Source organism: Acinetobacter sp. 778_lipA, assembly GCF_058242985.1.
The window spans coordinates 2,183,974-2,209,950 of sequence record NZ_JBZAYT010000001.1 but is presented as its reverse complement, the minus strand read 5'-3'; the positions used below and the strand labels follow the sequence as shown (position 1 = coordinate 2,209,950).

Here is a 25,977-nt window from a genome sequence, read left to right as displayed (position 1 = left end):
AATAATGAATTTTTAAAAATTTGAGATGGAGAGTAACAATGAATTGGTGGTTAGAAGCATGTAAAGTACCAAATGCAGAAACAAAACAACAGGCTGAAGAACGTCAATTACAATTGACCAAGCCAACAGGCTCACTGTCTGTTTTGGAAAATGTCGCCGTGCAATTGGCTGCTTTGCAAAGTAACCCAAAACCTAATGTAGACAAACCTTGGATCACGATTTTTGCAGGCGATCATGGGGTGATGGCTGAAAATATTTCAGCATATCCACAAGCAGTAACTCGTCAAATGCTGCAAAACTTTGCAACGGGTGGCGCGTGTATCAGTGTGATTGCTAAAGAATATGCTGCCACTTTACAAGTCATTGATTGTGGTACAGTGGGTGAAGTTTACCAATATCAAGGGGTTGAGCGTCACAGTATCGCTCAAGGGACTGCCAATTTTGCTCAACAATTGGCAATGACTGAGCAACAATGTCAGCAAGCCATGGCGCTGGGGCGTGAGAGTGTAGCAAAAGCCATTGCACAAGGTGCTTCAATTTACATTGCTGGAGAAATGGGGATTGGCAATACCTGTTCAGCTTCAGCGATTGCATGTTTCTTATTAAATGAGCCCGCTGAGCAACTGACAGGTGTAGGCACGGGGATTCGTGCTGATCAGTTGATTCATAAAAAAAATATCATTCAGAATTCACTTGAATTACATAAAAATTATGTTAAAAATGATGCATTTAAAGTTTTGTGTGCTGTAGGTGGCTTAGAAATTGCTGCAATGACAGGAGCTTATATTCGTTGTGCTCAACTCGGCGTTCCTGTAATTGTTGATGGTTTTATTAGTTCTGTGTCGGCATTAGTCGCGGTACGACTCAATCCTGAAGTTCGACAATGGATGTTGTTTGGTCATCAGTCTGCTGAATATGGACACCAGCGTCTATTACAAGAATTGAATGCTGATCCATTATTAAAGCTTAATTTACGTTTAGGGGAAGGCAGTGGTGCGGGTGCTGCCTTGGGGGTGATTAAGTTGGCATGCAGTTTACATAACAACATGGCAACCTTTGCAGAAGCAGCTGTGATTGGCCAGAAAGTTTAAATTTATTCATAATTCAAAAAGAGCATATGCATGAAACTGAGGATTGATCTATTACGTCATGGGGAAACTACGCTGAATCATACTTTGCGTGGTTCGACTGATGACGAATTGACGGAATTGGGCTGGCAACAAATGCACCAGACCATTTCTTATGATCAATCTTCTGTGCAAACGAACTGGGATTTTATGTTTAGCTCGCCCCTTAAGCGCTGTTTTTCATTTGCACAGTCACTTTCTGAACAAGTAAAAATACCTCTAATGCAGGATCATCGATTACAAGAAATACATTTTGGTGATTGGGAAGGCATTTCAACACAGCAGATTTATGAAAAGTCCCCAGAGTTATTGGAAAATTTTTGGCAATCTCCGACACATTTTACCCCGCCAAATGCTGAAAGATATTTAGATTTTCAGTATCGAATTAAGCAAGCATTACAAGCAATCAAAGAGCAGATGTTGATTAGCCAAAGCCAAACTGCTTTGATTGTGACGCATGGTGGTGTGATTAAGCTTTTAAAATGTATTGCACTAAAGCAATCTCTTGATGATATTTTAAAAATGTCAGCAGAACTTGGGCAATTAAATCGGTTTATATTGGACAGTGAAACCATGCAGTTAGAGTTATTGGAGAGCAATAAATGACCCCATTTTTGATTGCATTGCAATTTCTAACGGTTTTCCCTGTTCATTTAAAAAATATGCCTTCGCCAAAACAAAATGGTCAGTCACTGCTATTTTATCCAGTGATTGGGCTTTTGATTGGTTTGGTTCTGTTTGCCGTTGCCAGTTTTCTACATGTTTTACCTGTTGTTTTACTCAGTACTATTATTCTAGTCCTCTGGATTTTACTCACAGGTGGTTTACATTTAGATGGTTTAGCCGATACTGCGGATGCTTGGGTCGGTGGCTTTGGTGATAAAGAAAATACTTTAAGAATTATGAAAGACCCAGCATGTGGACCATTTGGTGTGCTGAGTTTAATTGTTATCTGCTTGATTAAGTGGTCTGCACTGTATGTGTTATTACAAGAGCAATACTATACTGCTTTGATTCTATTTCCTATTTTAGGGCGTTTAACACCATTATTTTTATTTCTAACCACTGAATATGTCCGTGAAAAGGGTTTAGGTTGGTCTATTGCTCAATATATTCCTAAAACTTGGGCAATGATCATTTTTGGTATTAGTTTATTGGGTGCAGGTTATTTTGTCTGGGTAGGTTTAGTGACCGCGACGATTTTTATTTTGACCTTAATTTATCTTCGCTATAAATTTATTCAACGAATTGATGGCATTACGGGTGACACCATTGGTGCAAGTATAGAAATCGCAGAAACCGTCTGTTTACTCTGTTTTATCATTTGTGGTTTTTATATTTAAGCAGATTAAGAAAAACCGAAGTTTCTAAACTTCGGTTTTTAAATGGATCACTTATTTATGTTTATTTACTCATTATTTATTGGCAAGTAACTTATAAGAGTTTGATTTATATATGTATTTATTTCAATGAAAATTAGAATTTTTTCTCGACACTGAACAAGAAACTTGGAATAGCATCATTGACTCGAGCTTCATATAAACTACCATCACTTTGATTATTTAAACGCTCTTTATAATCTGTACTCAAAATATTACGAGCACTCAGTGTTGTTGCCCAAGCTTTAGGGAAGCGTTTTGTTGCACTAATATCGACATTTACACGTTCGTTACTTGTACGATCATAGGCAAGATTATCTAGAGCACGAGTAAATTCTGGCGTGTAAGTAAGATTAATACTGGTCGCTAACTGCCAAGGCTGGTAATTGTATGAAACGCCTGTACTAGCTGTATAAGGTGCAACATCACTGGCTAAACGAGTATTGTGATCGGTATCTTCGATTTTGGCGCGTACCGTCGATAATTGTCCATTCAACATAAATGAATGACCATTTTCAGTTTGTTTTAAAGCATAATGACCGGAAACTTCTACACCATAGGTTGTTGCTTGGTCTTGATTATATGGACGCTCAACAAAACGTGTACCTTCTTGACGAATCACTTTTTCGATATAGTCATCAATATCTCGATGAAAAGCCGTAATATTTATACCTCCTGTAGTAGTGTTATAACCCAAGGTCGTTTCCAGTGCAGTGATTTTTTCAGGTCGAAGATTGGGATTACCGCCACGGTCTGGGTTATTGATAGAACCTGCATCAGCATCAGTTGAAATGGAAACAGTCGGCATGAGATTGTTACTATTTGGACTTTTATAGGCGCGACTAATATTGGTTTGCAAAGACCATTGATCGTTGAAGTCTAAACGATGTGCAAGCACAGGACTTAGGCTTTGATCACTATAACCGACCAAGCCTGAACGTTCTAACCATTCCTGACGCACACCCACGGTAAGCGTTTGATGTTTTGAAAATTTCAAACTGCCTTCCAAATAAAGTGCATAACGTTGCTCATCTAATGTATCAGCAATATTGCTTGCTAGCTCATTGGCACGCGCATCAAGTCCAAATTTTACTTGTTTACTTTCATCAAACTTGCGTACCCCATCATAAGCTAAACCGTACTCATTCACAGTTTCATCAATATAAGAACTGTATTGATTGGAACGAGTGGATTCAGTTTCATTTTGTTTTTCAATAGACAAGCGGACTTTGTCTGAGTCACCTTTATCTTTACGCTCATAACGGCTGTTTAAACGAATACTGTCATTTTTATCATTTTGAACTTGATTACTGCTAGAGCCATCACTTTCATTCTTACGATAAAAAATTTCTGAAACCAGTTTTTGTTGATCATCAATTTGATATTCAATACGTGGTGCAAACATGGTATTAGTACGATTGGTACTGCGTATTAGTTGGCGTGTACCATTTATATTTTCAATTTCTGTGCTTGTTTTACTGTCATTCCACATTTGATTGGATGAAACACTATAAATCCATGCACCATCACGCCCATCTGCTTGGACACTGATATTTTTACGTTGTTCTTCTTTTTGATCGGATTGGGTGATGCCATATCCTAATTTAACATTGCCACTGATTCGAGCATTGTCTAAGGGTTCTTTTAAAATGATATTGATCACTGCGGATGAGGCAACTGAGGCTTGAGCTACACTAGGTTGTTTGGTGATTTCAATTTGTTCAATCATTTCAGGCGTAATCGAGTCAACAATAGATATACCACCGCGTGGTCCACCTTGCATAGCTTCCCCATTAATCAAAAATACTGGTGCGCCACCACCACGAAAACGCATGCTGCCTGAACCGCTTGATCCACGCGGTCCTTGTCCAAATGTTGGCATTTGAAAACCTGCTGCACGTCTTAAAGCATCATTGACCGATTGATCGCCAAATTGTAGCATTTCTTCACGTGTCACAATGGTTTTAGCGACCGCACTGATATCAGGATCTTTAGCAGGTGTTTGTTCCGCTGCAAAAACCAAGGTTTTTAATTGTTGAGGTGATTCAGTTTCTTGATGTTGAGTCATTTCAATAGTTTTATTTGTAGATATCGTTTCATCATTTGCAAGGCTTGCAGAGGTGATAGCGCATATTGTAAGGCTTAAAGTACTCAATGTACCCCAGTAAAGTTTTCTACGGTGCATGTTGCATCGTTCCATTTATGTAATTTCGCGTAAGATTAGCGCACAATTATGTAGAAATTTTGAGGAAAAGTGCATGGATAAAAAATAAATTTAATACTTAAACTGTTTTATTTATAGCCAACCTGTCAAAAAACTCAGATACAAGAATATATTTTCTCTTAAAAATAGTTTTAGTTAAATCAATTGCTTGGATATAAAAGCATTGCAATGCCACATCTAACATTCAAAGTTTAAATACCGTTGCGTAGGCGATGCCTCACTTTTCGTGGGGATTGCCAAACCTTGCGCTGCAAACAAAGCAGTACTTTGTTTTTGCTCATGTTGGGCGAGGGGTACGTCCTTTACCCCCGCCCAACGGCGATATCCATGTCGCCCCACGTTAGGACAAGCATCTATGATTTAAAAGTATAAAAAACGAATTGATTACCAATCGTTTCTAAAAGTTCACATAAAAACCTAAGCTTCATTTTTGATTAATGACTTGATGAAAATTAATTGTATGAATAATTAAATGGTTTGACTATAAATCAAAAAAAGCCTAATGATTGAAGCATTAGGCTGATGAAATTTCTAAAAATATAACAGGGGATTACCACATCAAATCATCTGGAATAACATAAGCAGCATAAGGATCTTCCTCATCTGTCACTTGTTCATTCTTCTCAGAATTGTTGACAATAATAAATCCATTCATTTTTTCATTGATACGTTCACCCAAAGCTTTGGGTAAAATTGCATACGCATCATTATTATCATGCGCGATCACCAAACTGCCTGAAACTAAAGCATTATAAATTTGCTGATTGATATAGATTTTTTTAATTGAACCATCAATAAATTGATAGACCGCATCGCCATCTGTATCTTTGATTTTATGTTGAGCTATCATTTGGATAATTGAAGCTTTTAAGGCTTTTTCATCTAAAACGCGTTGTTTCTCTTGATTCAGCGCTTGATCTTTACTGATTTTTTCTTGCTTGTCTTGTTCAATTTTAGCTTTAAGCTCAGCTTCATTGCTCTGACCTGTACGTTGCTCATGCTGTGCCTGCTTTGATAATTTCTTTGCTTTTTTATTATCTACTAAGCCAGCTTTGAGTAACTGTGCTTGTAACGCGTTTTTGACCATAACAATAACCAACCATTAAATGTGTTTCGAACCATGCCGAAAATAAATAAACCAATACGTTAAGCTGAGTATTAAACTTAATCCAGCAGGGATAAGGAATGAATTTAATTGTAAATAAGGATGTACTATACTGGCAATCAGTCCACCCAGAATAAATCCGAAAAGAATCAGTAGATGTAGTGTCACACGGCGTTTTTCAATGCCAAGGCCTCTAAAAAAATAACCTAAAGCCAAACCAAGATCCGTTAAAACCCCTGAAAGGTGTGTAGTGCGGATGATCGTACCTTTATAGTGACTGACCATAGCATTTTGCATTCCCATTGCTGTACTCGCCCAAAGCAAAGCATATTTTGGATAAAAAGGAATAAATAACCAGCAAAGGAGAATAAACACACCCACAAGACTAAGTGGAATACCATATCTCCGTTCGAGTTTAAAATTGCTATTTCCTAAAATAAAGCCACTATAACTTGAACCAATGACGTAACTGACAATCACCATAAATAAGTAAAGCACATATTCATATTGTTGATGAATAAGTGCTTGCGCAAATAAACTGGCATTGCCCGTCATATGAGAAATAGATTGATGTAGAACGGTAATTAAACCAAGTACGTTAATTATGCCTGCATTGACCGCAAGCATAAACGCACCAAGTTGAATCCAAACGGGCAAATACTGTAGAGGCATAATTCCTTCTTTTTGTTCATATACGCTGTATATTACTTTTTAGAAAGATCGACTGCTGCTGTAAATAATACATCAGTCGAGGAGTTCAATGCTGTTTCTGTTGAGTCTTGAAGCACACTAATCACCATACCAATTGCAATCACTTGCATTGAAATTTCTGAAGGAATACCAAATAAACCACAAGCGACAGGAATTAACAACAAAGAACCACCAGCAACACCGGAAGCACCACAAGCTGTTACCACAGAGACTACAGATAAGATCACCATAGTGACGATATCAACCTGAATACCAAGCGTATGCACCGCAGCTAGAGTAAGTACAGTAATTGTTACAGCAGCGCCAGCCATGTTAATGGTTGCACCTAGAGGGATTGCAACGTTTGCAGTGGTATCATTTACCCCTAATCGTTTTGCTAAATCAAGGTTTACAGGAATATTGGCAGCAGAACTACGAGTAAAGAATGCGGTGATTCCACTTTCTCTTAAGCATTTTAAAACCAATGGGTATGGGTTTTTACGCATCACAAAACCAACAATTAATGGATTGATGATCAGTGCAACAAAAAGCATCGTACCAATAAGAACAGCAATTAAGTGCGCGTAGTTTTTTAAGGTTTCTAAACCTGCTTGCGCAAATGTCGCAACAACTAAACCAAAGATCCCCACTGGAGCAAAAGCAATCACGACACGAATGATAGCGTTAATTGCATCTGCAACATCTGTAATCACTTGTTGAGTCGTTTCCGAACCGTGACGCAGTGCTGCACCTAAGCCTACCGCCCAAGCTAAAATCCCAATGAAATTGGCTTCATGTAAAGCTGTTATTGGATTGGTAATAAAACTGAGGAGTAAATTTTTTAATACTTCTGCTACGCTACCTGGTGGTTGTAAAGTAACTTCACTTGCGTGGGCAAAAATTAAAGTACTTGGAAATATTGTGCTTATCGTAATTGCACTAATAGCAGCCAGTAACATTCCAATTGCATATAATCCAAGGATTGGTTTTAAGTTGCTCGCGCCTTCGCCAACTTTAAAGTTAGCGATAGACGAGAGAACCAAGACAAATACAAGAATTGGTGCAATGGATTTTAATGCTTTAATAAAAAGCTCGCCTAAAATAATGAAATATTGGGCTGAATTGGGGAATAGATACGCAACTATAAAACCAAGAATAATGGCAATAAGAATACGAGTAACTAAACTTAAACGTGCTAGGGCAGCAAACATGTTGAACCTTTATGCCTAAACTGGTCTAAAATCGATGAACAAGCCGCGTATTCTATACCTAAAAGCGAAAACTTAAATAATACAATTTCGCCATAAAAATTAAGATATTAAAAAATATATAGCTTTTTCAGCAATCATAATGAAAAATGTTGATAATTTAAACGATTATTTAACTAAAAGTTTGAGCATCCAATTTATGCATGGCTTGGTAATGCGTTAAATAAATATTTCCACTGAGCTGTTTAATTAAATTGGACTGTTTTAAACGATCCATGACTGGGCCTTTGACTTCTGTGAGATGCATTTGGATTTTTAATTTATTTAAATCACTGTTGATTTCTTCCAAAGTTTCTAAAGCACTTGCATCAATATTACTAATACTTGAGCAATTGATCACTACATGATGTAGTTCTGGATGTTTACTGACTTCTAAAATGATAAATTCTTTTAAGGTATTGGCATTTAAAAAACTTAGATTTTCATCTATACGAATAGACACAATATTGGTACTTGTTAAAACATCATGTCTTGAAATATTACGGAAATGTTGCGTGCCTTCAACTAAGCCAATGACGGCAATATGCGGACGGCTAATACGCCATAACAGCAATAAAAATGTAGAAATAATACCAATAATCAAACCTGTTGATATATCGATACACAATACCCCAAAGAATGTGACCCACATGGCAATTCCATCCGCTTTGGAATAATGCCATGTTTCGACAAAAGGTTTAAAATCAACTAACTTCCAAATTGATACTATAATGGTGACAGCAAGAATAGCCAAAGGAAGCTCTTTAAATAACCCAGTAAAATACAAGCTCACAATTACGATAAAAATTGATGATATAACGCCAGCCATAGGCGTTTTTGCGCCTGCATCAGCATTGACCACTGTACGTGATAAACTGCCAGTCACAGGAAATGCTGATGTGACACCTGCACTAAAGTTGGCTAAACCCAGTGCAATCAGCTCTTGATTACTATTAAGCTCACTACGTTGCTGAAATGCTGTGGTCTGTGCAATAGAAATAGATTCGACAAAACTCACCATGGTAATCATGGCTGCACCAGGTAAAAGCTGGATCACCAAATCCCAGCGCCAGTAAGGCATGGCAATTGGTGGAAATCCCGAAGGAATCTCACCCACAGTTTTGATACCAAATTGGTCTATATGCAGGAAATGTATTAACGCAATCGAAATAAACACCAGAACCAAGGGCAGTGCTTTAACCCAGAATTGAAGATAATTTGAAAATGATTTGCATAACTTTGATTTAAAGAAAACAGGCATGTAAAGCAAAAAGAGTATGGAGCAAACCCCAAAAATCAAAGTTTCAATACTAGTAAAGTTAATGTATTGCCAAATACTTTGGATAAACTCAATAACATTGCCTGATTTTAAAGGTATATCAAGTATAAACTTAACTTGACTAAGTGCGATCAGCACTGCGGAGGCGATGATAAAACTTTTAATGACAGGATGACTGATTAAACGAATTAAAAATCCGAATCTGAAAATGCCAAGTAAAGTTGAAAGTATACCGACAAGAAGTGCCAATAAACATGCAGCTTGAATATAGACTGGTGAGCCTACCTCATATAAGGGTTCAAGTGTTGCAAAGGTCATCATAGAAATCAGTGCTACAGGACCAATAGACAATGTTGGGCTACCGCCAACAATGGCATAGATGATCATGGGTAAAATACTGGCGTATAAGCCTGTCACAGGGGGTAAGCCTGCGACCATAGCATAAGCCATGCCTTGTGGTACAAGCATTGCAATGATGATTAAAGCAGCAAGAAGATCGGCTCTAAATTTAGGAACATTATAGTCTTGGAGCCATTGCCAGACAGGAAGTATTTTACTGAGTTGAACTTTAGGATCAGCCATTTGAATTTAATTAGCATATTTTCATATATATTATGCATAAAAAATGCTAAGAAAAATAGTGACAACTAATTTTTGTATATAAGGTATTGTTTTATTTTAAATTTATCTAATGTTAAAAGAAAAGCTAAATTTGTGGACAATATAAATCATATAATGTTGACAATACCACCGTCATTTTCTGATCTTTAATAGAATAATAAATTTGCTTTCCATCACGGCGCGTCGAAACAACATCACTTTTACGCAACATCATCAATTGTTGAGAAAGGGTGGGTTGGTTGATCTGAGTTTTTTCTTCTATTTGTGAAACATTTAACTCTTCTTGAGCAAGATGGCATAAAATTAATAAGCGATCTGTATTGGCTAAAGATTTTAAAATAGTTACCACTGAAGAAGCTGATTCACGCATTACATCAATTTCAAGATCACTAGACATAGGCAGGTTCTATCCGTTATTTAGCACATTATAACTGTGTCGGAAGTTGTCGTATGGCTTTTAGCATATGTTTTTTGATGAATTTCTAAATCAATTTTGTGAATATATCTTAACATTGTATTTTAATCTTCTACGGAAATAGATTTTCTGTGTTCAATGATGAATAAATAGACAAAAATAAGTGATATGTTAAGATGTAACTACAGCTAAAGTTTATGCTGAGGATATATGACATGACGACATTTACAGCAATGAAGACGACATTACGTGAGGAGGCAACGATTCCAGTGCTTGCTATCGATGCGTTTAGTGCGGCATTTAATCATGCAAGTCAGTCAAACGCTACAATCACTTATGTAAAAGATCAACAGCTGGTCCAACAAAGCAATGGTGAAGTCAAAGTTGTTGAAGATTTATCTTCTGCCTATGTGGTTCCCAAGCTTAAACACAGTGTGTTAAAACGTAAAAAGAAACAAGAGGTGATGGCATAACTTTATATGCGACAGCCGAGAATAAGAATGTTTGCTGGTCCAAACGGATCAGGTAAAAGCACAATTAAAGACTATTTAGCGCCCCATCAGATTGGGGCATATTTAAATGCAGATGAGCTTGAAAAACAATTATCTGCGACTCAAAGTTTGTGCTTAGATGATTATCATCATGATTTATCTAGCGCAGCGTTACTGAAATTTTTAAAACAAAAAAAACGTAAAAAAAATGACCAAGTCGTGCCGCTATTAACCTCAAAACCACAAATTGTGGATGGACTCATTATATTTAACCGAGATGAAATCGACTCCTATCTTTGCGCACGCATTATCGATTTTATTCGGATGGAATTTTTAAGGTTAAAAATGAGTTTCACTTTTGAAACTGTGATGTCGCATATCAGCAAAGTTGAGTTTCTACGTGAAGCCCAGAAACAAGGCTTTAAAATATATCTGTACTATGTGGCAACCGTTGACCCAAAAATTAATATTGGACGTGTGCAATATAGGGTTGCTACAGGTGGTCATGCTGTACCAGTGCAGAAAATCTGTGAGCGCTATTACCGTAGTTTAGATTTATTGATGTTGGCAATTGAAGCCTCAGATCGTGCATATATTTTTGATAATTCAAGTCACGGTGAAAAAGCAGCTTTTATTGCAGAGATAGAAAAGGGTGAAGTGCTAAAACTAAATCCTGTTGTAGAGTATTTCCCTAAATGGTTTGTAGACAAAGTATTGAGTGAGTTTAATTAATCTGATGATTATATCTCTTTCATAACCTAAAAATAATCCTGCTGAGTGAAGTATATTGGTATTGAAAGTTCTTTCTTAGTTTTTGAGAAGGCAAGGATAAGAGGGATTTTATTTTGATGCATTGCTTAAAAAGGTCTTATAAAAGAAGTCTATTGGGAAAGTATTAAAAATTAAAATAAATCATAAAATATTGATTTTTAAAAATAAAAGTAAATAAAATTATTCATATTTTTAAATCAAAACTAAAAAAATGCTGTGCAACTCTTTGGTAGAGCATATAGGGATTGTATTTGCAGTTATGCCTTTTATTTGCATATTTCTACATATATTTATCTGAATGATGAAGTTGATTAATTTAAATAATTATATATTATAAAAACATATATTGTATGGGTTTAAAGCAATGCATGATTTTATATTGGCCTTTTGGGGAGGTCTTCTGCTCGGATTTGCTGTGGTTGGCTACCTATTTGTAAATGGTCGTGTAGCAGGGGTAAGTGGTCTAATTGCACAAGTCCTCAATACACACACGATTTTTAAAACCCCTGCTTTGTGGTTTTTGTTGGGATTATTTATCACACCATTTATCTATGGACAGATTTTTAATCCTGAAATTGTGATCCTAACGACAAGCCCAATTTTACTTGTCATCGCAGGTCTATTGGTTGGCTTTGGCACAAGATTAGGCTCAGGCTGCACCAGTGGTCATGGAATTTGTGGGATAAGTCGTTTGTCTAAACGCTCAATTGTCGCAACCTGTATCTTTATGCTGGCTGGATTTATCACAGTGTATGTGATGCGCCATGTGATTGGAGCTTAATCATGAAAAATATCTTTGCATTTATCTTTGGCGGGCTATTTTCTGTAGGTTTAATGCTTTCGGGTATGTCGAATCCAGCCAAAGTCATCGGTTTCTTAGATATATTCGGGCAGTGGGATCCAAGTCTGGCTTTTGTGATGATCGGCGCAATTGTAGTCGCATTTATTCCTTTTCAAAAAGCGATACGAAAATCAGTGACTGTGTTTAATGAAGTGATCGAATTACCAAAAAATACCCAACTCGATACAAAGTTAGTTGCAGGCGCTTTCATTTTTGGTATAGGTTGGGGAATTGCTGGAATTTGTCCAGCACCAGCATTTACATTGATTGGTTTAGGTCATTATCAAGCCCTATATTTTATTGCTGCCATGCTGTTTGGCGTGTTGATTCATCGCAAAGTGACAGGAGCATAATTTTTTATGAATCCATTTGTACAAGATTTTTTTGATGAAGCCAGTAATACCTTTAGTTATGTGGTGGTTGATCCTGCAACTCAATACTGTGCCATTATTGACAGTGTATTGGATTATGATGCGGCATCTGCAACAACATCGACAACACATGCAGACCATATTATTGAGTATATTCAAAAACATCATCTTATAGTGCAGTGGATTCTTGAAACACATGTACATGCAGATCATTTAACAGCTTCGCAATACTTAAAAGCACAGTTAGGTGGTCAAATCGCCATGAGTGAAAAAATTGTGACTGTTCAAGATATTTTTAGTCAAATTTATCATCTTGATTATGAGGCTTTAAAAGCACAGCATTCCTTTGATTATTTATTTAAAGATCATGAGATTTTTAAGATTGGCAAGTTAGAGGCATATAATCTCCCTACGCCTGGTCATACCCCAGCTTGTTTGACCTATGTGATTGGTGATGCAGCCTTTGTTGGTGATACTTTGTTTATGCCTGATTATGGCACAGCGCGTTGTGATTTTCCAAAGGGCAGTGCTGCACAACTTTATGATTCTGTAATGAAAATTTTTAACTTACCCGAGTATACTCGGTTGTATTTATGCCATGATTACCTGTCAGAATCACGCCAAGATTTTCATTGTCAAACAAACATAAAGACCCAACGTGAAGAAAACATCCATATCCATACAGGAGTCACTAAACAAGCATTTATTGCTATGCGGGAACAACGTGATGCTACATTGTCTATGCCGAAACTAATCCTTCCAGCTATTCAAATTAATATGAATGCAGGTCAATTTCCTGAGCCTGAAAAGAATGGTGTTCGTTATTTAAAATTACCTTTAAATTATTTTAGGTAAATTGCTTAAATTAAAATGTATTTATTAAATGATAATGATTTGAATTTTTATTCAATAATTTTCAGATTTAATAATCATGATTTTTTATTTAATTTTTTAAAATAATCTTCTTTAATATGCTTGAAAATTGCGCAATGATTGATTTGATTATGCATATTGTTAAGATTATTAGGAATAAGGGCAGAACTCAATGATGGAATTAAGTTTCTCTAGAAAAATCAAAAGAGAGAGCGGGATTACTGTTATTACAAAAGATAAAATTTATTTATCAATTTGATATTTAAGGATAATTTAAATAAATAAGGATTTGTCATAAATTTGAAACATACTTAAAAACTTAAAAGAATAGATTTTATAAGCTTTATTGTATACAATTTAAACTTATTACTTAAAGTGTGATTTGTGTCACATGACTATTTGAAAAAAATAATGACTCGACGCTTAAGTGATATATGAATCTGTGGTTATTTTAAATACATATAAGTTTGAACGATGGTTTATCTTAATTTTGCGTTGATAGATAGGATTAATTTATGGCAGGCATTTATTTACCTTTGCATTCGAGTTTGAATCAGGTGGATTCGTTTCCAAAGTCTATAAGTCCTCGATCTGCGCAAATTTTGAATGAAGTCAAAAAAGCCTTGGATTTGATACCCCACCTTATCTAGGTGACAAAGTTAGGGATTGGATATTGTAATACACCATTAAAAGAATTTATTGGCGTAGATACTCATCATATTTGTGATTCAGATTGGATTAAATGCTTACATCCAGATGATGCAGAGCATATCTACAATATTTGGATATCAGCGCAAAAAACTGGACAACGTTTTGAAAAAGAATGCCGTATCCGCCATGTGAATGGCGAATATCAATGGTTTTCGTTGATTGCACAAAGTACAGTTTATAAACAACAATTTTTTGATTGGACTATAACCTGTACCAATATTCATGATCGTGTAATGCTATTACGTGAAACCAATGAGTCATTAAAAGCCAATACCGATATGCTTGATGTAAGTGTCGACTGTATTAAAATTATCACACCAGATGGTTATGTTTCACAGATGAATAAATCTGGTTGTATTGCCTTACTAGGGCAAGAAAAAGTAAAAAATTTTGGTATGGAATGGCTTGCACTATTACCACCCGAAGTGCGTGAACAAGGCAAAAAAGCCATTAAAGAAGCTGTAAAAGGCAAGAATTCTAGATTTGCTGGTAAAAGTGTGTTCGGCAACTTAACCATGTATTGGGACAATATTTTAACCCCTGTTATCAATGAAAATGGTCAAACTACTAGCATTTTATGTGTTTCACGGGATATAACGAAACAACGTATTGCTGAAGAAAAATTAAGAGTTATTTGTGAATTTGATGAAATGACGAGTCTGATGAATCGTCGTGCATTTAAAAGAAAGTTAAAATCCTCTATTACTAAAGCCCGAGAGAATCGAAGTAAAATTGGATTATTACTAATTGATTTAGACCATTTTAAGTATATCAACGATACTTTAGGGCATTCTGCTGGTGATCATTTACTTAAAGTCTTGTCGAAGCGTCTCGCACATTGTTTAGATGACAATGCATATATCTCAAGACTAGATGGTGATGAATTTGCAGTAGTGATTGACCATGTGGAAAGTCATGAGCAGATTGAGGCTGTTTCCCAAAAATTATTGAAACAATTGGACGCACCTATTACTTATAGTGGTAAATTGCTCAATGGCGGAATGAGTATTGGCGGTTCAATTTTTCCGCAGGATGCCAAAGATGGTTCAGGTTTATTGAAATGTGCAGATGCTGCTTTAAATGATCTTAAAGAACAAGGTCGTGGTGGTATTCGTATGTTTGGTGTAGACATGTTTGAAATTGCTCAAGGCAAGGCGAAACAATTAATCACAGCACGTCAAATTATCCGTAATAATCAAGTTGAACCATTTTATCAACCTAAAGTGAAACTTGATGATTGCTCAATTATTGGTTTCGAAGCACTATTGAGATGGCGCGATCCAAAGGGAAATGTTTATTTACCAGCGACAGTTGCTGAAGCATTTAATGATTTTGAATTAGCAACCAAAATCAGTGAAACAATGCATGATAAAATATTTACAGATATTTCCCATTGGATCAAACAAGGCTTTAAAGTGTTGCCTGTTTCAATCAATGCTTCGCCTGTAGAGTTTATGCGGGATAATTATGCCGAGATTTTATTGAAGCGCTTAACCCAGTATGCAATTCCACACCATCTTGTTGAAATTGAAATTACTGAACATGTTTTGGCAGACCGTGGCTATGAATATGTCATCAGAGCGTTGAAAAAACTTAAACAAGAAGGCGTTCGAATTGCCTTAGATGATTTTGGAACAGGGCATTCATCGATGACACATATCCGAGATTACCCTGTAGATAGTTTAAAAATTGACTATAATTTTGTGAGTCGTATGCATGAAGAAAAGTCGATTAAAGCAATTGTGGAAGGTATTGCAAAATTAGGTCCAATCCTTTCTTTAGATATTATTGCAGAAGGGATTGAAACAATTCAGCAGCTTGAAAATTTAAGAGCCATGGGCTGTAAATTTGGCCAAGGTTTCTTATTTAGCCAAGCGATTTGTGCTAAACAAGTACAAGAAATGTTGAAGTGATGGGCTTTGGATTATCACCAATGATTAGGTTAAATTGTGTCTTAACTCAATCATTTGTATTCCATACATAAAATATAGAAAAACTTTAAAAAAGGGCTTGAAAAGTCTACAGACTACAGGTATTGTAAATTCAATATAGATTTTTATGAACGACATAAAGATGAAAAAGCAACCTGTAATCGCTACTTCTTATTATTTCTGGCAATTCTTTAGATAATTGCCTGAAGTCGTTCGGGCAATGAATTGGTTGCCCATCAAAGTTAATACCTGATCGGCAACACCGATCAGGTTTTTTTATATCTGAATGTTAAAAATATTTTGAATCAATTAAGTGTAAAGATTTTGGAGAATGTCATGATGAAATTTAACTACGTATACTTTAGCAACTTTTATTGGACTTACTTTGGTCAAGTGAAAAACCTGATCGCCCATTTGAATAGATCCCATACGCTCAAATAAAAGTTCGGACTTTATAGAGTCCAAAGGAATACATCATGAATGCACTAAATATTGCTTTACAACAAAATCAAACCATAGAAACTCAACTCAGTTTACCTTATGAGTTAAAAGAAAAATTTGCATTAAAACATAAGCTCGCTTTACAAATCACTGAGCAACGCCAAACAATTGAAAATATTCTCGATGGTACAGATGACCGTTTATTGGTGATTACAGGCCCATGTTCTATTCATGATGAAAAATCCGCATTGGAATACGCAGATCGCTTAATACAATTACAAGAAAAAGTGTCAGATCAAATCTTTCTAGTGATGCGTGCATATATTGAAAAGCCACGTACAACAGTGGGTTGGAAAGGGTTTTTATACGATCCAAATTTAGATGGATCTGCTGATATGCAATTGGGTTTAGAAAAATCACGCCAATTGTATTTACAAATTATTGAAAAAGGTTTGCCGATCGCCAGTGAAATTCTAAGCCCTATGGCAACTGCATATTTTGATGATTTATTGGCTTGGGGGGCTATTGGTGCACGTACCAGCGAATCACAAATTCATCGTGAAATTTCAAGTCATATGCCTTTTAGTATTGGCTTTAAAAATGGGACAGATGGCTCGATTCAAATTGCTTTAGATGCAATCCAATCTGCAAGTCATCCTCATCAGTTTCTAGCCATGGGCCAAAAGGGATTGCCTTGTCTTGTACATAGTCATGGTAATCCTTTAGCACACATCATTTTACGTGGTTCAAATAAAGGCACAAACTATGATGCAGAATCGATCCAACAGATCCGCCAGCAGCATCAAGGGAAATTACCAGCATTGGTGATTGATTGTAGTCATGGTAACAGCAGTAAAGATCCTTTAAAGCAACCGTTGGTTTTACAGCAAATCATTGAAGAAAGACATGTGACCAAGGTACGTGGTGTAATGTTAGAAAGTCATTTGGTAGATGGTAATCAAAAAATCTCTTGTGATATGACTTATGGTCAATCTATTACAGACGGTTGTTTGGGGTGGAATAAGACGGAGCAATTGCTGTTGGATGTTGCAGAGCAGCTTTCGAAACAGGAGTTGTTGCTGATGGCTTAATTAAATGCCTTTATATACTTTATTTAACGACAAAAACAAAAAAGATCAGACTCATCTGATCTTTTTGTGTTTAAACATTATTTTTAAGCATTAGTATTTTAAAAATTAAAGACCAGCTTCATATTCGCTATTGCTGAGTAACTTTTCAACATCTGCAATATTGTCTGGTTTAATTTTATAAATCCAACCTTTGCCATACGGGTCGTCATTCACAAAATCAGGATCATCTTCGAGGGCAGTATTCACTTCTACAACTTCACCAGAAACAGGCGCATGAATATCAGATGCTGTTTTAACGGATTCAACTACACCAGCTTGAGCACCAGCAACCACATGGCTACCCACTTCAGGCGCTTCAACGTAGACTAAGTCGCCTAAAGCATCTTGAGCATGGTCAGAAATACCAGTAATCACAAGATCACCTTCAATTTTTACCCATTCATGTGTAGCTGCATATTTCAAATTTGAAGGATGATTCATAATGACTCCATTAATCAATTTATTTTTGGCACGAGTTATACAGGTTTTTTAATCAAAACAGAAAGCAGAGATACTGATAAACTTATTCATCGAAACAAATAATCGTGATAAATCACATTATAAGTATGGGTCTTTGCGCCAACTACTTGGGCTACGACCACTCCAGCGTTTAAATGCACGACTAAAGTTTGCAACATCACTATAACCGAGTTCATCTGCAATTTGTTCCAGTGTATAGTCAGTACGGGAAAGTAACGATGTGGCATGGCGATAACGTACTTCATCTACCAGTGTAGAGAAAGAAGTACCTTCGGCAGCCAACTGACGCTTTAATGTACGGTCTGACATATGCAGACGATCTGCGACATTTTCAATACTTAAATAATGCTGTTCCGAATGGGTCAAGATATCACGTACACGCATCGCCAAACGACGTCTTTCACCCAAAGCTGAAAGTTCTGCTTCACATTGATTAATCGCAATTTGACTGGCAATCGGGTCAGCATTGACCATTTTTAAGCCCAAGTAGGATTTGTCAAAACTTGCAATGAGATGTGGCTGTTCAAAACGCATATTGTATTGCTTTGCCAGTTTCTCGATGTATTTGTCAAAACCATCAGGTTTGGGAAAATCAAAATCGATATCGCCATGCAAATAATCAATGCCGGTTAAGGCTTTTGCCATGGTCATGATACCAAAGGTTAGCCCCATCACAATTTCTGTGCGCAAAGGTTCGATTTCGATATCACATTGCAATTGAAGTGTGGCTTTTTCACCAAAAGTCGAGAAATACAATTGTAGAAAGGGCATACGCAACTGGATAAAACGGTTGGCTAAAACAAGCGCATCGGTAATATCGTGTGCTGTCATGATAGCATAACCAATAAAGCCATGAATGGAAATACGCATTTGTGTACCGAGATGAAAGCCTAAGGTGCTTTCACCGGTAAGTTTTAATGCATGTTTAATCAATTCATTGGCAAGCGGTGTTGGGATCCGACACTCAGGATCTGCTAACTGTTCACTGGTAAAATTAAAGGGTGCGAAAAGTGTTTCTGCGCTATATCCCCAACGAGAAACAATATCTAGTAATAATAGTCCATAAACACCAGGAATTCCCTGATCTTGGCGAGCTGAGACTGTTTTCATGTGCTTTCCATTGCTCTGAACATTGTTTTTACTTGTTTAATCATATTGTCATGATATGGAAAAACCCTTAAATATTGTAAGACAAATTTAGGATTAATGTGCATCAAAATTGCGTTTAAAGACCACAATTTTAGTGGTTGAAATCAACAATACATCATCATCTTGATTTTTTGCTTGTGTTACATAGGTCACAATTGCGCGATCATTTTTGGTTTTAGACGGCAGGATAGCCACAACTTCGACATCAACATGTATTTTATCGCCCACACGTGTGGGTTTTGGCCATCTTAAACTTGATTCTGAACCAATTAAGCCATAAGCAACAGGGAAGCATTCTGTCCAAAGACGCATAGTAACTGCAGACGTATGCCATCCACTTGCAGCAAGTCCTTTAAAAATCGGGTGATCTTTGGCTTTTTCAGCATCAGTATGGAAAATTTGCGGATCATACTTATGCGCAAACTCTAAAACCTCATCCAAAGTCATTTCGTACTCACGACTTTTAAAACGATCGCCTATATTTAAATCTTCCAAGTACAACATTGTTTATACATTCCCTTAATTTCACACAATACTCATAAATAATGATGTTCTACGCATAAAAATTAAATTATCTAAACTCTTTCATTGTAAGTCACCATTAAGCAATTTCAATGACTGTTTTTGCCAGTCATCATTTTTTTAAGTCGTATTGAAATATCAATCAAAATATAGAATGATTCAGATCATAATAACATTGTCTAATGTCCTGAAAGTAATGAAAATACGACCAAAGTGAATTGAGCAAGCTCAAGACGCGTTAAAGCAATGTTTTAAGCATCCAAACTTCACAAACATGGCTATGACCAGTATTACCTTTAGGTTCCGATAAATGCTTAAAGCCTAACTTTTCATAGAGTTTAATGGCTTGCCATAAATCTTGTGTAGTTTCTAAATAACAGGATTGAAAGCCTTGTTGTTGTGCAAATTCGAAACACTTTTCAAGAATTAGTTTGGCAAAGCCTAAACCACGAAGTTCAGGCAAAAAATACATCTTTTGAATCTCTAATATGCTTGCATCTCCTTGTAATGGTGAAAGTCCTCCACCGCCAACAACTCGACCATTTATATCCTCAATGACCCAGTATTGAGCATTAGGTTGAGCGTATACCTGATATAAATCATCTAAAATCGGATCGGCCACTGCGAAGCCTGATTCAGGGGCTAAGCCAAATTCTTTAGATACTTCACGAATGACTTGTGCGATCGATGGATTGTCTTGTATTTGTATCGTTCTAATTTGGTACATAAGTAAATGAAAATAAAAAAGGTAGAATTTTTATAACAAAAATTCTACCTTTTGTGATCAGTTAAAAATTCAACTGATCAAAACTTTACCACTTGAATAGTTGTATAGGGTCTGTTGACAATTTGTCTAGTTATGAAATGCCAACAAACCCTAAGTAAATTTACAAGTTTTGCTACTAGGCTATTTTAATTCACTTGAAGATTTACCCAATTCTCGACGGGCAATAATCAGCTGTTGAATCTGTTGCGTTCCCTCAAAAATATCTAGAATTTTTGAATCACGCGCCCATTTTTCTAATAATTCATCTTCGTTATAACCCATACTAGCAGCCAGCTCTACACATTTTAAAGTGATTTCATTGCAAATACGCCCAGCTTTTGCTTTGGCGATAGAAGCTTCACGAGAGTTGGGTTTTTTATTATCCGCCATCCATGTAGCTTTTATGGTGAGTAAACGTGCAGCTTCCCATTCTGCCTCCATCCGATAGATTTGCGCAGCCAAATTTGAGGTTTGCAAATATGGGGTTGCATAGTCGGGATCTAGCTCATCTTTAAAGATTTCTTTGATGCGCTCTAGAGAAGCTTTGGCACAGCCTACTGCCATAGCTGCAACTAGTGGGCGGGTATTATCAAAAGTTTCCATCACACCCGCAAAACCTTTGGCTACATCAATTTCTGCATTACCGAGTAAGTTGACTCCAGGTACACGACAGTCAATAAAACTAATTGCTGCTGTATCGGATGCTTTAATACCTAGTTTATGTTCAAGACGTTCTACCTTCATACCAGGTGTGCCTTTTGGTACTACAAAAGATTTAATCGCAGCACGCCCCAATTTCTTATCCAAAGTTGCCCAAACCACGACTGAGTCAGCACGTTCCCCAGAGGTGACAAATATTTTTTCACCGTTCAGAATGTAATCATCACCATCTTTGGTTGCGGTTGTACGAATCGCAGCAGAGTCAGAACCACAACCAGGTTCAGTGATGGCCATCGCAGCCCATGTTCCTTTAAAACGCTCAAGCTGTTCATCATTGGCGACGGCAGCAATGGCTGAATTTCCCAGTCCTTGACGTGGCATGGTCAGCAATAGGCCTGTATCGCCATAACACATTTCAATCACACCCAATGCGGTAGACATATTTGTGCCATTTTTATTATTACTGTCTGTATCGCCACGTTTATTAATCGCAGCACCAGCGTTGAGTCCATCGCCACCATCGTTCATGCCATCTAGTAACGATGCGAGCATATCGAGTTCTTTTGGATAGGCATGTTCCGCTTTGTCGTATTTACGAGAAATTGGGCGTAAAACATTTAATGCAGTTTCGTGTGCTTGATCTAAAAGCATTTGGAATTTTTTTGGATTTTGTAAATTCATGATTTTTATCCTTTATCTTCTAAGTTAAGCGTGTAAGCCAGAATGTAGAACGGCAGTTGCACGTAAGTCACGGTACCAACGCTCAGCTGGATGTTCCTTAGTAAAACCATGTCCACCTAAAATTTGCACACCATCTGTACCAATTTTCATGGATTTTTCTGCACAAAGTAGACGGGCTAAATACGCTTCTCTATGGAAGGGTTGTCCTGCTTCTGCAAGACTGGCAGCATTTAAAATCAGCATACGCATTGCATCAATTTCAATCGCCATATCTGCGATCATAAATGCCACGCTTTGGCGGTGTGAAATAGGCTCACCAAATGCAGTACGTTCATTGGCATATTTGATGCTGTATTCTTTAACCGCTTCACAGCTACCAACAGCCATTGCACACCACATTAGATTGCCTAAATCTAAAAATGCAGCGTAATTAAAATCATCATCACCCAAACGTTGGGCAGGGGTATTGTCAAACTTCAAAGTTACCGTTTCAGTTGCTTTTAAGCCCATTGCCGGTGATTTTTTCACTGTAATACTTGGATCTCGCTTTACAACGAAAACGTCCGCTTGACCCTTAAAGTCTGCACTAACAAGGAATAAATCTGCTGTTGCACCCAACAGCACTAAAGTTTTTTCTCCAGTAATGCTGAATTGTCCATTGTTGGCAGTTGCTTTAGTTTTTAAGCGTAAGGGATTAAACGCAGGGGTTGCTTCTTGTACTGCAAAAGTGGCTTGAATATCGGTATCATTGGCAAAATTTGGCAAATAAACAGATTGAACTTGTTCAGAACCCCATTGCGTAATTGCATTGATGACACTAAAAGTAGAGAGCAGACCTGCAGCAAGTGAAAAATCACCTTTAGCTAAGCGTTCAGCAATTAAAATATTACTCACAATATTTTTTTCAGATGCGACACCACCTAAAGCTTCAGGCAGTGCATAGTAATTTAGACCTAAATCGGTACTGTGTTGCCAAAGCTCAGCTGGAAACTTTTCGTCGTGATCCGCTTGATGAGCCAATTGATAAAGTACTTCGGAAGCAAATTGATCCATGGCATCCACAGTCATTTGCTGTTCTTCAGTCAAGCTCAGATCAAATAGGGACTTTTGTTGGTTGGGTAAACGTTGTTTGGTTACATTTGAATCTGATTTAAAGGCTTTTTGTGTAGCACTTAAGGTTTTAAAACCTGCTTTAGACCCTTGATAAAGAGATCTTTCAATAAATTTGCGCAATTTAAACTGATCAAGTAAATCACTACCTGCAATTTTTGTAATTAGATTTAAACCCAAACCTTGAGCTTTATTTACCATATTGGTCATGCCGAAGTCCCTGTATTTTAGTGTCGGTATACATCAATCCTGACATGCATAAATATAAAAAACCATGTCAAAGCTGACAAACTGATTGACCATAGATGAATGGTAGAGTTAAGGGTTTATAAGTTTTTAATATTTTGATTTTTATAAATTATTTTAAAATAAAAATACCCAACATTTGTTGGGTATTGGTAAAAGTGACATTTTAAAAACTTTTAAAATCTCTTTTAACTTGTATGAAAACTAAAAAGATTAAACAAAAGGTACAATCATTTTACGAACATTAGTCTTTGCTTCAATCACCGTCATAAATGTATAAGCACCAATAAATTTACGACTGATAAACATAAATTCTTTTGGTGGAATACTGAAGTAACGTGAAGCCATTGATTTTGAAGCACGTTGCATCACACGGCTATGCAACTGGCTTTTTTTCCAGTCATAACGATTATGTTGATCCATCACGCCAGCGGGTAAATCTGGATTATTTAAAGGTGTACTAAAGGCTTCTGTTGCCAATAAAAATACTTTTGCCATATCGGGTTTAATGCTTAGGGGCATGGCATCAAAGAACTCATAGCCTGACATTGCCTTAACCATAGCTTCAGCATCGTGGTTATAACCGGCTTTAATTAAATTACAGGCAACACCAAGGAGTTGATCATCAAACTGACGTATTGCACCAAAATCTAATAAAATAATTTTGTCTTTTATATCTTCACCATTACCCAAGCGAACAAGGTAATTACCAAAGTTAGGATCGGTTTGCATTTCGCCCCACTCAAACAATTCACGGACTGCGATTTCAAGTGATGCTTCACCTAAAAGATTTCGGCGCTCTTGCGGTAAAGATAACATGACAGGGCTGTTGATGGGGACACCACGTTCAAAGGTCATGCACAGGACTTGATTGGTACAATAGTCATCAATAATTTGTGGCACGCCATAACGTGGATCTTCTTTAAGTCGCTGGCCAAAACGACGGGTTGTTGCCGCTTCAACTTTATAATCAACTTCACGATGCATCATTTCACGAACTTCATCAAACCACTGATCGAACTCACGGGTTTGTGGCACCATACGTGTCAATTTAAGCATATTTCGAAATAGGCTCATATCTGAGTCTATGGCGTCAGCTACACCTGGATATTGGATTTTAAGAACCAACTCTAATCCATCTGACTTACGTGTTGCGCGGTGAACCTGAGCCAGAGAAGCTGTACCAATCGGCTCATGATCAATGGTGAGATCGTTGAGTTTTGAACCCAATTGACTGACCAATTGCTCTTTAATCGCAGGCCATGCAAGGGCAACTGTTTGATTATTGAGGGTGTTTAATGCTTGAGTAATTTCTTCAGGTAAAAAATGCTCGCCATAAAGCGCCATCATTTGACCGATTTTAACAATTGAGCCTTTTAGCTTACCAATTTCTTGAACAAGGTAATTGGCTTGTTCCTTCATCGCTTGTTTACGTTTTTTTTCTTTTTCTTCTTCACTTGAAAAGATTGAACTCGCACTTGAAGCTGCCCAGCGTGTACCTGCCAATAATGATGCTTTTGCGATTGATAAGCGACGATCCATTGATGAGGTTTTTAACTGTTTGAGCTTTTCGTTCTGATCTGACATGAAGATAAAATCCTTTAAAAGAGATTCGAAAAGATAAAAAGATGACTAATTGTAAGGAATATTACATGGAATGACTGTATTTAAACAGTTCAATTCGCTGAATGGGGGAATTAAATTAATTTTATCAAAATAGCCTAAGCAATATTAAAATTTACATTCTAAATTGGATTTTGAGCTCTTTCCGAAGTATTAAACCTTGCTTATTAGAAGCAATGTAATTAATGATCAGATCCTTAACACTTTGATTGGTAAAACCCAGTGCATAACCTTTAACAATGATTATGCTTGGCAAGCTAAAGAAAAAATATTTTACATCATCTAGAGAAGCCGGTTCATAAACACCTTGTTCTGTAAGGGTTTGTTGAAAAAATTGCTTTTCAATTTTGACATTTGGAGTGGATTCATCATCCCACCATGACTGACGCATTGCCATGAGGTTATTATGTTTGTAGCTCATAAATTAACTAAATTCATAAATATTTAAAAACTTATTGTATATATAAAGGTGAAATGACCTAATTTCAAGTTAAGTGCTCAATCTCAGCAATTTAGCCACAAATAAGTTGATATTTTATAACCATGAAGATCGATTTTTTAAAACATATAATAATAGCTTGAAAATAAATCTGAAAAATTAGTGATATGGTGTAACAAAGTTGATTGCTTTAAATCAATTTTTAACCACAATTTATCTACAATGATTAGACTTCCTTCATAAATCATTTTTCAATCAATTTAATTGTTTATCTTTCACCCAATCTAAATTGTATATGCCAGCAAGTAAATTAAACCGCAGGTTTAATCTTTTACGACGATTTCTATATACACAAGATAAAATCTTAAAACATTTCATCCTTCCAAATACATGCTCTACTTGAATTCGTCTACGACCAATCTCTCTATTTAACTTTTTTAATTCAGAATCTAGTTTTTCAGTTTTCTTTGCTTTAGATGGCATGAGGCATCCAAAACCCAATTTCTTTATCCCTAAATACCCCTTATCAACGATAAAAAAGGGCTTAAATTTTAATTTCCTCATGCTTTTTTTAAATATTTTAAAATCATGCATGCTTCCATGACTTCCACATACACTCAGTATTTCACCTGTTGTATAGTGCATAGATAACTG

At 36.5% G+C, this 25,977-nt stretch carries 24 protein-coding genes and 1 pseudogene; 10 read left to right on the top strand and 15 right to left on the bottom strand.

Annotated elements, in window-relative coordinates:
* The first annotated feature begins 38 nt into the window (after positions 1-38).
* From cobT to AC4CUY_RS10505, 3 genes are read left to right on the top strand one after another with little or no spacing between them, the layout of a single operon-like run.
* On the top strand, positions 39-1,091 hold the full coding sequence (cobT, locus tag AC4CUY_RS10515) for a nicotinate-nucleotide--dimethylbenzimidazole phosphoribosyltransferase (protein WP_490774087.1): 1,053 nt from the start codon (positions 39-41) through the stop codon (positions 1,089-1,091).
* A 30-nt stretch (positions 1,092-1,121) separates the two neighbouring features.
* Positions 1,122-1,733, top strand: coding sequence for a histidine phosphatase family protein (locus AC4CUY_RS10510; protein WP_336951000.1), 612 nt, complete (start codon positions 1,122-1,124; stop codon positions 1,731-1,733).
* Entirely contained in the window at positions 1,730-2,470 is a 741-nt protein-coding gene (locus tag AC4CUY_RS10505; RefSeq protein ID WP_419327252.1) for an adenosylcobinamide-GDP ribazoletransferase, read from the top strand. Before AC4CUY_RS10510 ends, AC4CUY_RS10505 begins: the two co-directional genes overlap by 4 nt.
* A gap of 133 nt (positions 2,471-2,603) precedes the next feature.
* Here the strand turns inward: AC4CUY_RS10505 and AC4CUY_RS10500 are convergent, their stop codons facing one another.
* The 6 genes from AC4CUY_RS10500 to AC4CUY_RS10475 form a co-directional block, all read right to left on the bottom strand.
* On the bottom strand, positions 2,604-4,691 hold the full coding sequence (locus AC4CUY_RS10500; protein WP_490774086.1) for a TonB-dependent receptor plug domain-containing protein: 2,088 nt from the start codon (positions 4,689-4,691) through the stop codon (positions 2,604-2,606).
* A 589-nt stretch (positions 4,692-5,280) separates the two neighbouring features.
* On the bottom strand, positions 5,281-5,817 hold the full coding sequence (locus AC4CUY_RS10495) for a DUF2058 domain-containing protein (RefSeq protein WP_336951005.1): 537 nt from the start codon (positions 5,815-5,817) through the stop codon (positions 5,281-5,283).
* Positions 5,818-5,832: 15 nt separating this feature from the next.
* Positions 5,833-6,507: a YoaK family protein gene (locus AC4CUY_RS10490; protein WP_336951006.1), complete on the bottom strand. Its 675-nt coding sequence runs from the start codon at positions 6,505-6,507 to the stop codon at positions 5,833-5,835.
* 32 nt (positions 6,508-6,539) lie between these two features.
* The gene (gene sstT, locus AC4CUY_RS10485; protein ID WP_419327249.1) at positions 6,540-7,736 is read right to left on the bottom strand and encodes a serine/threonine transporter SstT; all 1,197 of its coding nucleotides are present in this window, start codon (positions 7,734-7,736) and stop codon (positions 6,540-6,542) included.
* Positions 7,737-7,905: 169 nt separating this feature from the next.
* A complete protein-coding gene (locus AC4CUY_RS10480) occupies positions 7,906-9,633 on the bottom strand; it encodes a SulP family inorganic anion transporter (protein WP_336951008.1) in 1,728 nt (575 codons plus the stop codon).
* A 124-nt stretch (positions 9,634-9,757) separates the two neighbouring features.
* The gene (locus tag AC4CUY_RS10475) at positions 9,758-10,069 is read right to left on the bottom strand and encodes an ArsR/SmtB family transcription factor (RefSeq protein WP_336951009.1); all 312 of its coding nucleotides are present in this window, start codon (positions 10,067-10,069) and stop codon (positions 9,758-9,760) included.
* Positions 10,070-10,302: 233 nt separating this feature from the next.
* Between AC4CUY_RS10475 and AC4CUY_RS10470 the strand changes: the two genes are divergently transcribed.
* The 7 genes from AC4CUY_RS10470 (at position 10,303) to AC4CUY_RS10440 (ending at position 17,608) form a co-directional block, all read left to right on the top strand.
* Entirely contained in the window at positions 10,303-10,560 is a 258-nt protein-coding gene (locus AC4CUY_RS10470) for a hypothetical protein (protein ID WP_303576033.1), read from the top strand.
* Between the two features lie 6 nt (positions 10,561-10,566).
* The gene (locus AC4CUY_RS10465; protein ID WP_490774085.1) at positions 10,567-11,310 is read left to right on the top strand and encodes an ATPase; all 744 of its coding nucleotides are present in this window, start codon (positions 10,567-10,569) and stop codon (positions 11,308-11,310) included.
* Between the two features lie 403 nt (positions 11,311-11,713).
* Positions 11,714-12,130, top strand: coding sequence for a YeeE/YedE family protein (locus tag AC4CUY_RS10460; RefSeq protein WP_419359712.1), 417 nt, complete (start codon positions 11,714-11,716; stop codon positions 12,128-12,130).
* Between the two features lie 2 nt (positions 12,131-12,132).
* Positions 12,133-12,543, top strand: coding sequence for a DUF6691 family protein (locus tag AC4CUY_RS10455; protein WP_490774084.1), 411 nt, complete (start codon positions 12,133-12,135; stop codon positions 12,541-12,543).
* A gap of 6 nt (positions 12,544-12,549) precedes the next feature.
* The gene (locus AC4CUY_RS10450) at positions 12,550-13,416 is read left to right on the top strand and encodes an MBL fold metallo-hydrolase (RefSeq protein WP_419359710.1); all 867 of its coding nucleotides are present in this window, start codon (positions 12,550-12,552) and stop codon (positions 13,414-13,416) included.
* Positions 13,417-14,084: 668 nt separating this feature from the next.
* A complete protein-coding gene (locus tag AC4CUY_RS10445) occupies positions 14,085-16,058 on the top strand; it encodes a sensor domain-containing protein (RefSeq protein ID WP_490774083.1) in 1,974 nt (657 codons plus the stop codon).
* A gap of 494 nt (positions 16,059-16,552) precedes the next feature.
* A complete protein-coding gene (locus AC4CUY_RS10440; RefSeq protein ID WP_419327246.1) occupies positions 16,553-17,608 on the top strand; it encodes a 3-deoxy-7-phosphoheptulonate synthase in 1,056 nt (351 codons plus the stop codon).
* A 105-nt stretch (positions 17,609-17,713) separates the two neighbouring features.
* Here the strand turns inward: AC4CUY_RS10440 and gcvH are convergent, their stop codons facing one another.
* The 9 genes and pseudogenes from gcvH to AC4CUY_RS10395 all read right to left on the bottom strand — a co-directional run.
* Positions 17,714-18,088, bottom strand: a complete 375-nt coding sequence (gene gcvH / locus AC4CUY_RS10435; protein WP_419327245.1) for a glycine cleavage system protein GcvH — start codon at positions 18,086-18,088, stop codon at positions 17,714-17,716.
* 117 nt (positions 18,089-18,205) lie between these two features.
* A complete protein-coding gene (locus AC4CUY_RS10430) occupies positions 18,206-19,237 on the bottom strand; it encodes an AraC family transcriptional regulator (protein WP_004720255.1) in 1,032 nt (343 codons plus the stop codon).
* Between the two features lie 93 nt (positions 19,238-19,330).
* The gene (locus AC4CUY_RS10425) at positions 19,331-19,780 is read right to left on the bottom strand and encodes a MaoC family dehydratase (RefSeq protein WP_419327244.1); all 450 of its coding nucleotides are present in this window, start codon (positions 19,778-19,780) and stop codon (positions 19,331-19,333) included.
* A 256-nt stretch (positions 19,781-20,036) separates the two neighbouring features.
* A complete protein-coding gene (locus AC4CUY_RS10420; protein ID WP_336951032.1) occupies positions 20,037-20,525 on the bottom strand; it encodes a GNAT family N-acetyltransferase in 489 nt (162 codons plus the stop codon).
* Positions 20,526-20,705: 180 nt separating this feature from the next.
* Positions 20,706-21,905 (bottom strand): acyl-CoA dehydrogenase family protein, encoded by a 1,200-nt coding sequence (locus tag AC4CUY_RS10415; RefSeq protein WP_419327243.1) that lies wholly within the window; start codon positions 21,903-21,905, stop codon positions 20,706-20,708.
* Between the two features lie 24 nt (positions 21,906-21,929).
* Positions 21,930-23,216, bottom strand: coding sequence for an acyl-CoA dehydrogenase family protein (locus AC4CUY_RS10410; RefSeq protein ID WP_483771070.1), 1,287 nt, complete (start codon positions 23,214-23,216; stop codon positions 21,930-21,932).
* A gap of 258 nt (positions 23,217-23,474) precedes the next feature.
* On the bottom strand, positions 23,475-24,848 hold the full coding sequence (locus tag AC4CUY_RS10405; RefSeq protein ID WP_336951034.1) for an ABC1 kinase family protein: 1,374 nt from the start codon (positions 24,846-24,848) through the stop codon (positions 23,475-23,477).
* 151 nt (positions 24,849-24,999) lie between these two features.
* Positions 25,000-25,305 carry a hypothetical protein gene (locus AC4CUY_RS10400; RefSeq protein ID WP_336951036.1) on the bottom strand — a complete coding sequence of 102 codons (306 nt, stop codon included), beginning with the start codon at positions 25,303-25,305 and terminating at the stop codon, positions 25,000-25,002.
* Positions 25,306-25,578: 273 nt separating this feature from the next.
* Positions 25,579-25,971: pseudogene (locus AC4CUY_RS10395) on the bottom strand (transposase family protein); the annotation flags it as partial.
* Positions 25,972-25,977 lie beyond the last annotated feature (6 nt).

What these genes read in the sequence shown, in the direction of transcription:
- cobT (WP_490774087.1), top strand. Translation starts at nt 39, where the DNA reads ATGAATTGGTGGTTAGAAGCATGTAAAGTACCAAATGCAGAAACAAAA.
- AC4CUY_RS10510 (WP_336951000.1), top strand. Translation starts at nt 1,122, where the DNA reads ATGAAACTGAGGATTGATCTATTACGTCATGGGGAAACTACGCTGAAT.
- AC4CUY_RS10505 (WP_419327252.1), top strand. Translation starts at nt 1,730, where the DNA reads ATGACCCCATTTTTGATTGCATTGCAATTTCTAACGGTTTTCCCTGTT.
- AC4CUY_RS10500 (WP_490774086.1), bottom strand. Translation starts at nt 4,691, where the DNA reads ATGCACCGTAGAAAACTTTACTGGGGTACATTGAGTACTTTAAGCCTT.
- AC4CUY_RS10495 (WP_336951005.1), bottom strand. Translation starts at nt 5,817, where the DNA reads ATGGTCAAAAACGCGTTACAAGCACAGTTACTCAAAGCTGGCTTAGTA.
- AC4CUY_RS10490 (WP_336951006.1), bottom strand. Translation starts at nt 6,507, where the DNA reads ATGCCTCTACAGTATTTGCCCGTTTGGATTCAACTTGGTGCGTTTATG.
- sstT (WP_419327249.1), bottom strand. Translation starts at nt 7,736, where the DNA reads ATGTTTGCTGCCCTAGCACGTTTAAGTTTAGTTACTCGTATTCTTATT.
- AC4CUY_RS10480 (WP_336951008.1), bottom strand. Translation starts at nt 9,633, where the DNA reads ATGGCTGATCCTAAAGTTCAACTCAGTAAAATACTTCCTGTCTGGCAA.
- AC4CUY_RS10475 (WP_336951009.1), bottom strand. Translation starts at nt 10,069, where the DNA reads ATGTCTAGTGATCTTGAAATTGATGTAATGCGTGAATCAGCTTCTTCA.
- AC4CUY_RS10470 (WP_303576033.1), top strand. Translation starts at nt 10,303, where the DNA reads ATGACGACATTTACAGCAATGAAGACGACATTACGTGAGGAGGCAACG.
- AC4CUY_RS10465 (WP_490774085.1), top strand. Translation starts at nt 10,567, where the DNA reads ATGCGACAGCCGAGAATAAGAATGTTTGCTGGTCCAAACGGATCAGGT.
- AC4CUY_RS10460 (WP_419359712.1), top strand. Translation starts at nt 11,714, where the DNA reads ATGCATGATTTTATATTGGCCTTTTGGGGAGGTCTTCTGCTCGGATTT.
- AC4CUY_RS10455 (WP_490774084.1), top strand. Translation starts at nt 12,133, where the DNA reads ATGAAAAATATCTTTGCATTTATCTTTGGCGGGCTATTTTCTGTAGGT.
- AC4CUY_RS10450 (WP_419359710.1), top strand. Translation starts at nt 12,550, where the DNA reads ATGAATCCATTTGTACAAGATTTTTTTGATGAAGCCAGTAATACCTTT.
- AC4CUY_RS10440 (WP_419327246.1), top strand. Translation starts at nt 16,553, where the DNA reads ATGAATGCACTAAATATTGCTTTACAACAAAATCAAACCATAGAAACT.
- gcvH (WP_419327245.1), bottom strand. Translation starts at nt 18,088, where the DNA reads ATGAATCATCCTTCAAATTTGAAATATGCAGCTACACATGAATGGGTA.
- AC4CUY_RS10430 (WP_004720255.1), bottom strand. Translation starts at nt 19,237, where the DNA reads ATGAAAACAGTCTCAGCTCGCCAAGATCAGGGAATTCCTGGTGTTTAT.
- AC4CUY_RS10425 (WP_419327244.1), bottom strand. Translation starts at nt 19,780, where the DNA reads ATGTTGTACTTGGAAGATTTAAATATAGGCGATCGTTTTAAAAGTCGT.
- AC4CUY_RS10420 (WP_336951032.1), bottom strand. Translation starts at nt 20,525, where the DNA reads ATGTACCAAATTAGAACGATACAAATACAAGACAATCCATCGATCGCA.
- AC4CUY_RS10415 (WP_419327243.1), bottom strand. Translation starts at nt 21,905, where the DNA reads ATGAATTTACAAAATCCAAAAAAATTCCAAATGCTTTTAGATCAAGCA.
- AC4CUY_RS10410 (WP_483771070.1), bottom strand. Translation starts at nt 23,216, where the DNA reads ATGGTAAATAAAGCTCAAGGTTTGGGTTTAAATCTAATTACAAAAATT.
- AC4CUY_RS10405 (WP_336951034.1), bottom strand. Translation starts at nt 24,848, where the DNA reads ATGTCAGATCAGAACGAAAAGCTCAAACAGTTAAAAACCTCATCAATG.
- AC4CUY_RS10400 (WP_336951036.1), bottom strand. Translation starts at nt 25,305, where the DNA reads ATGAGCTACAAACATAATAACCTCATGGCAATGCGTCAGTCATGGTGG.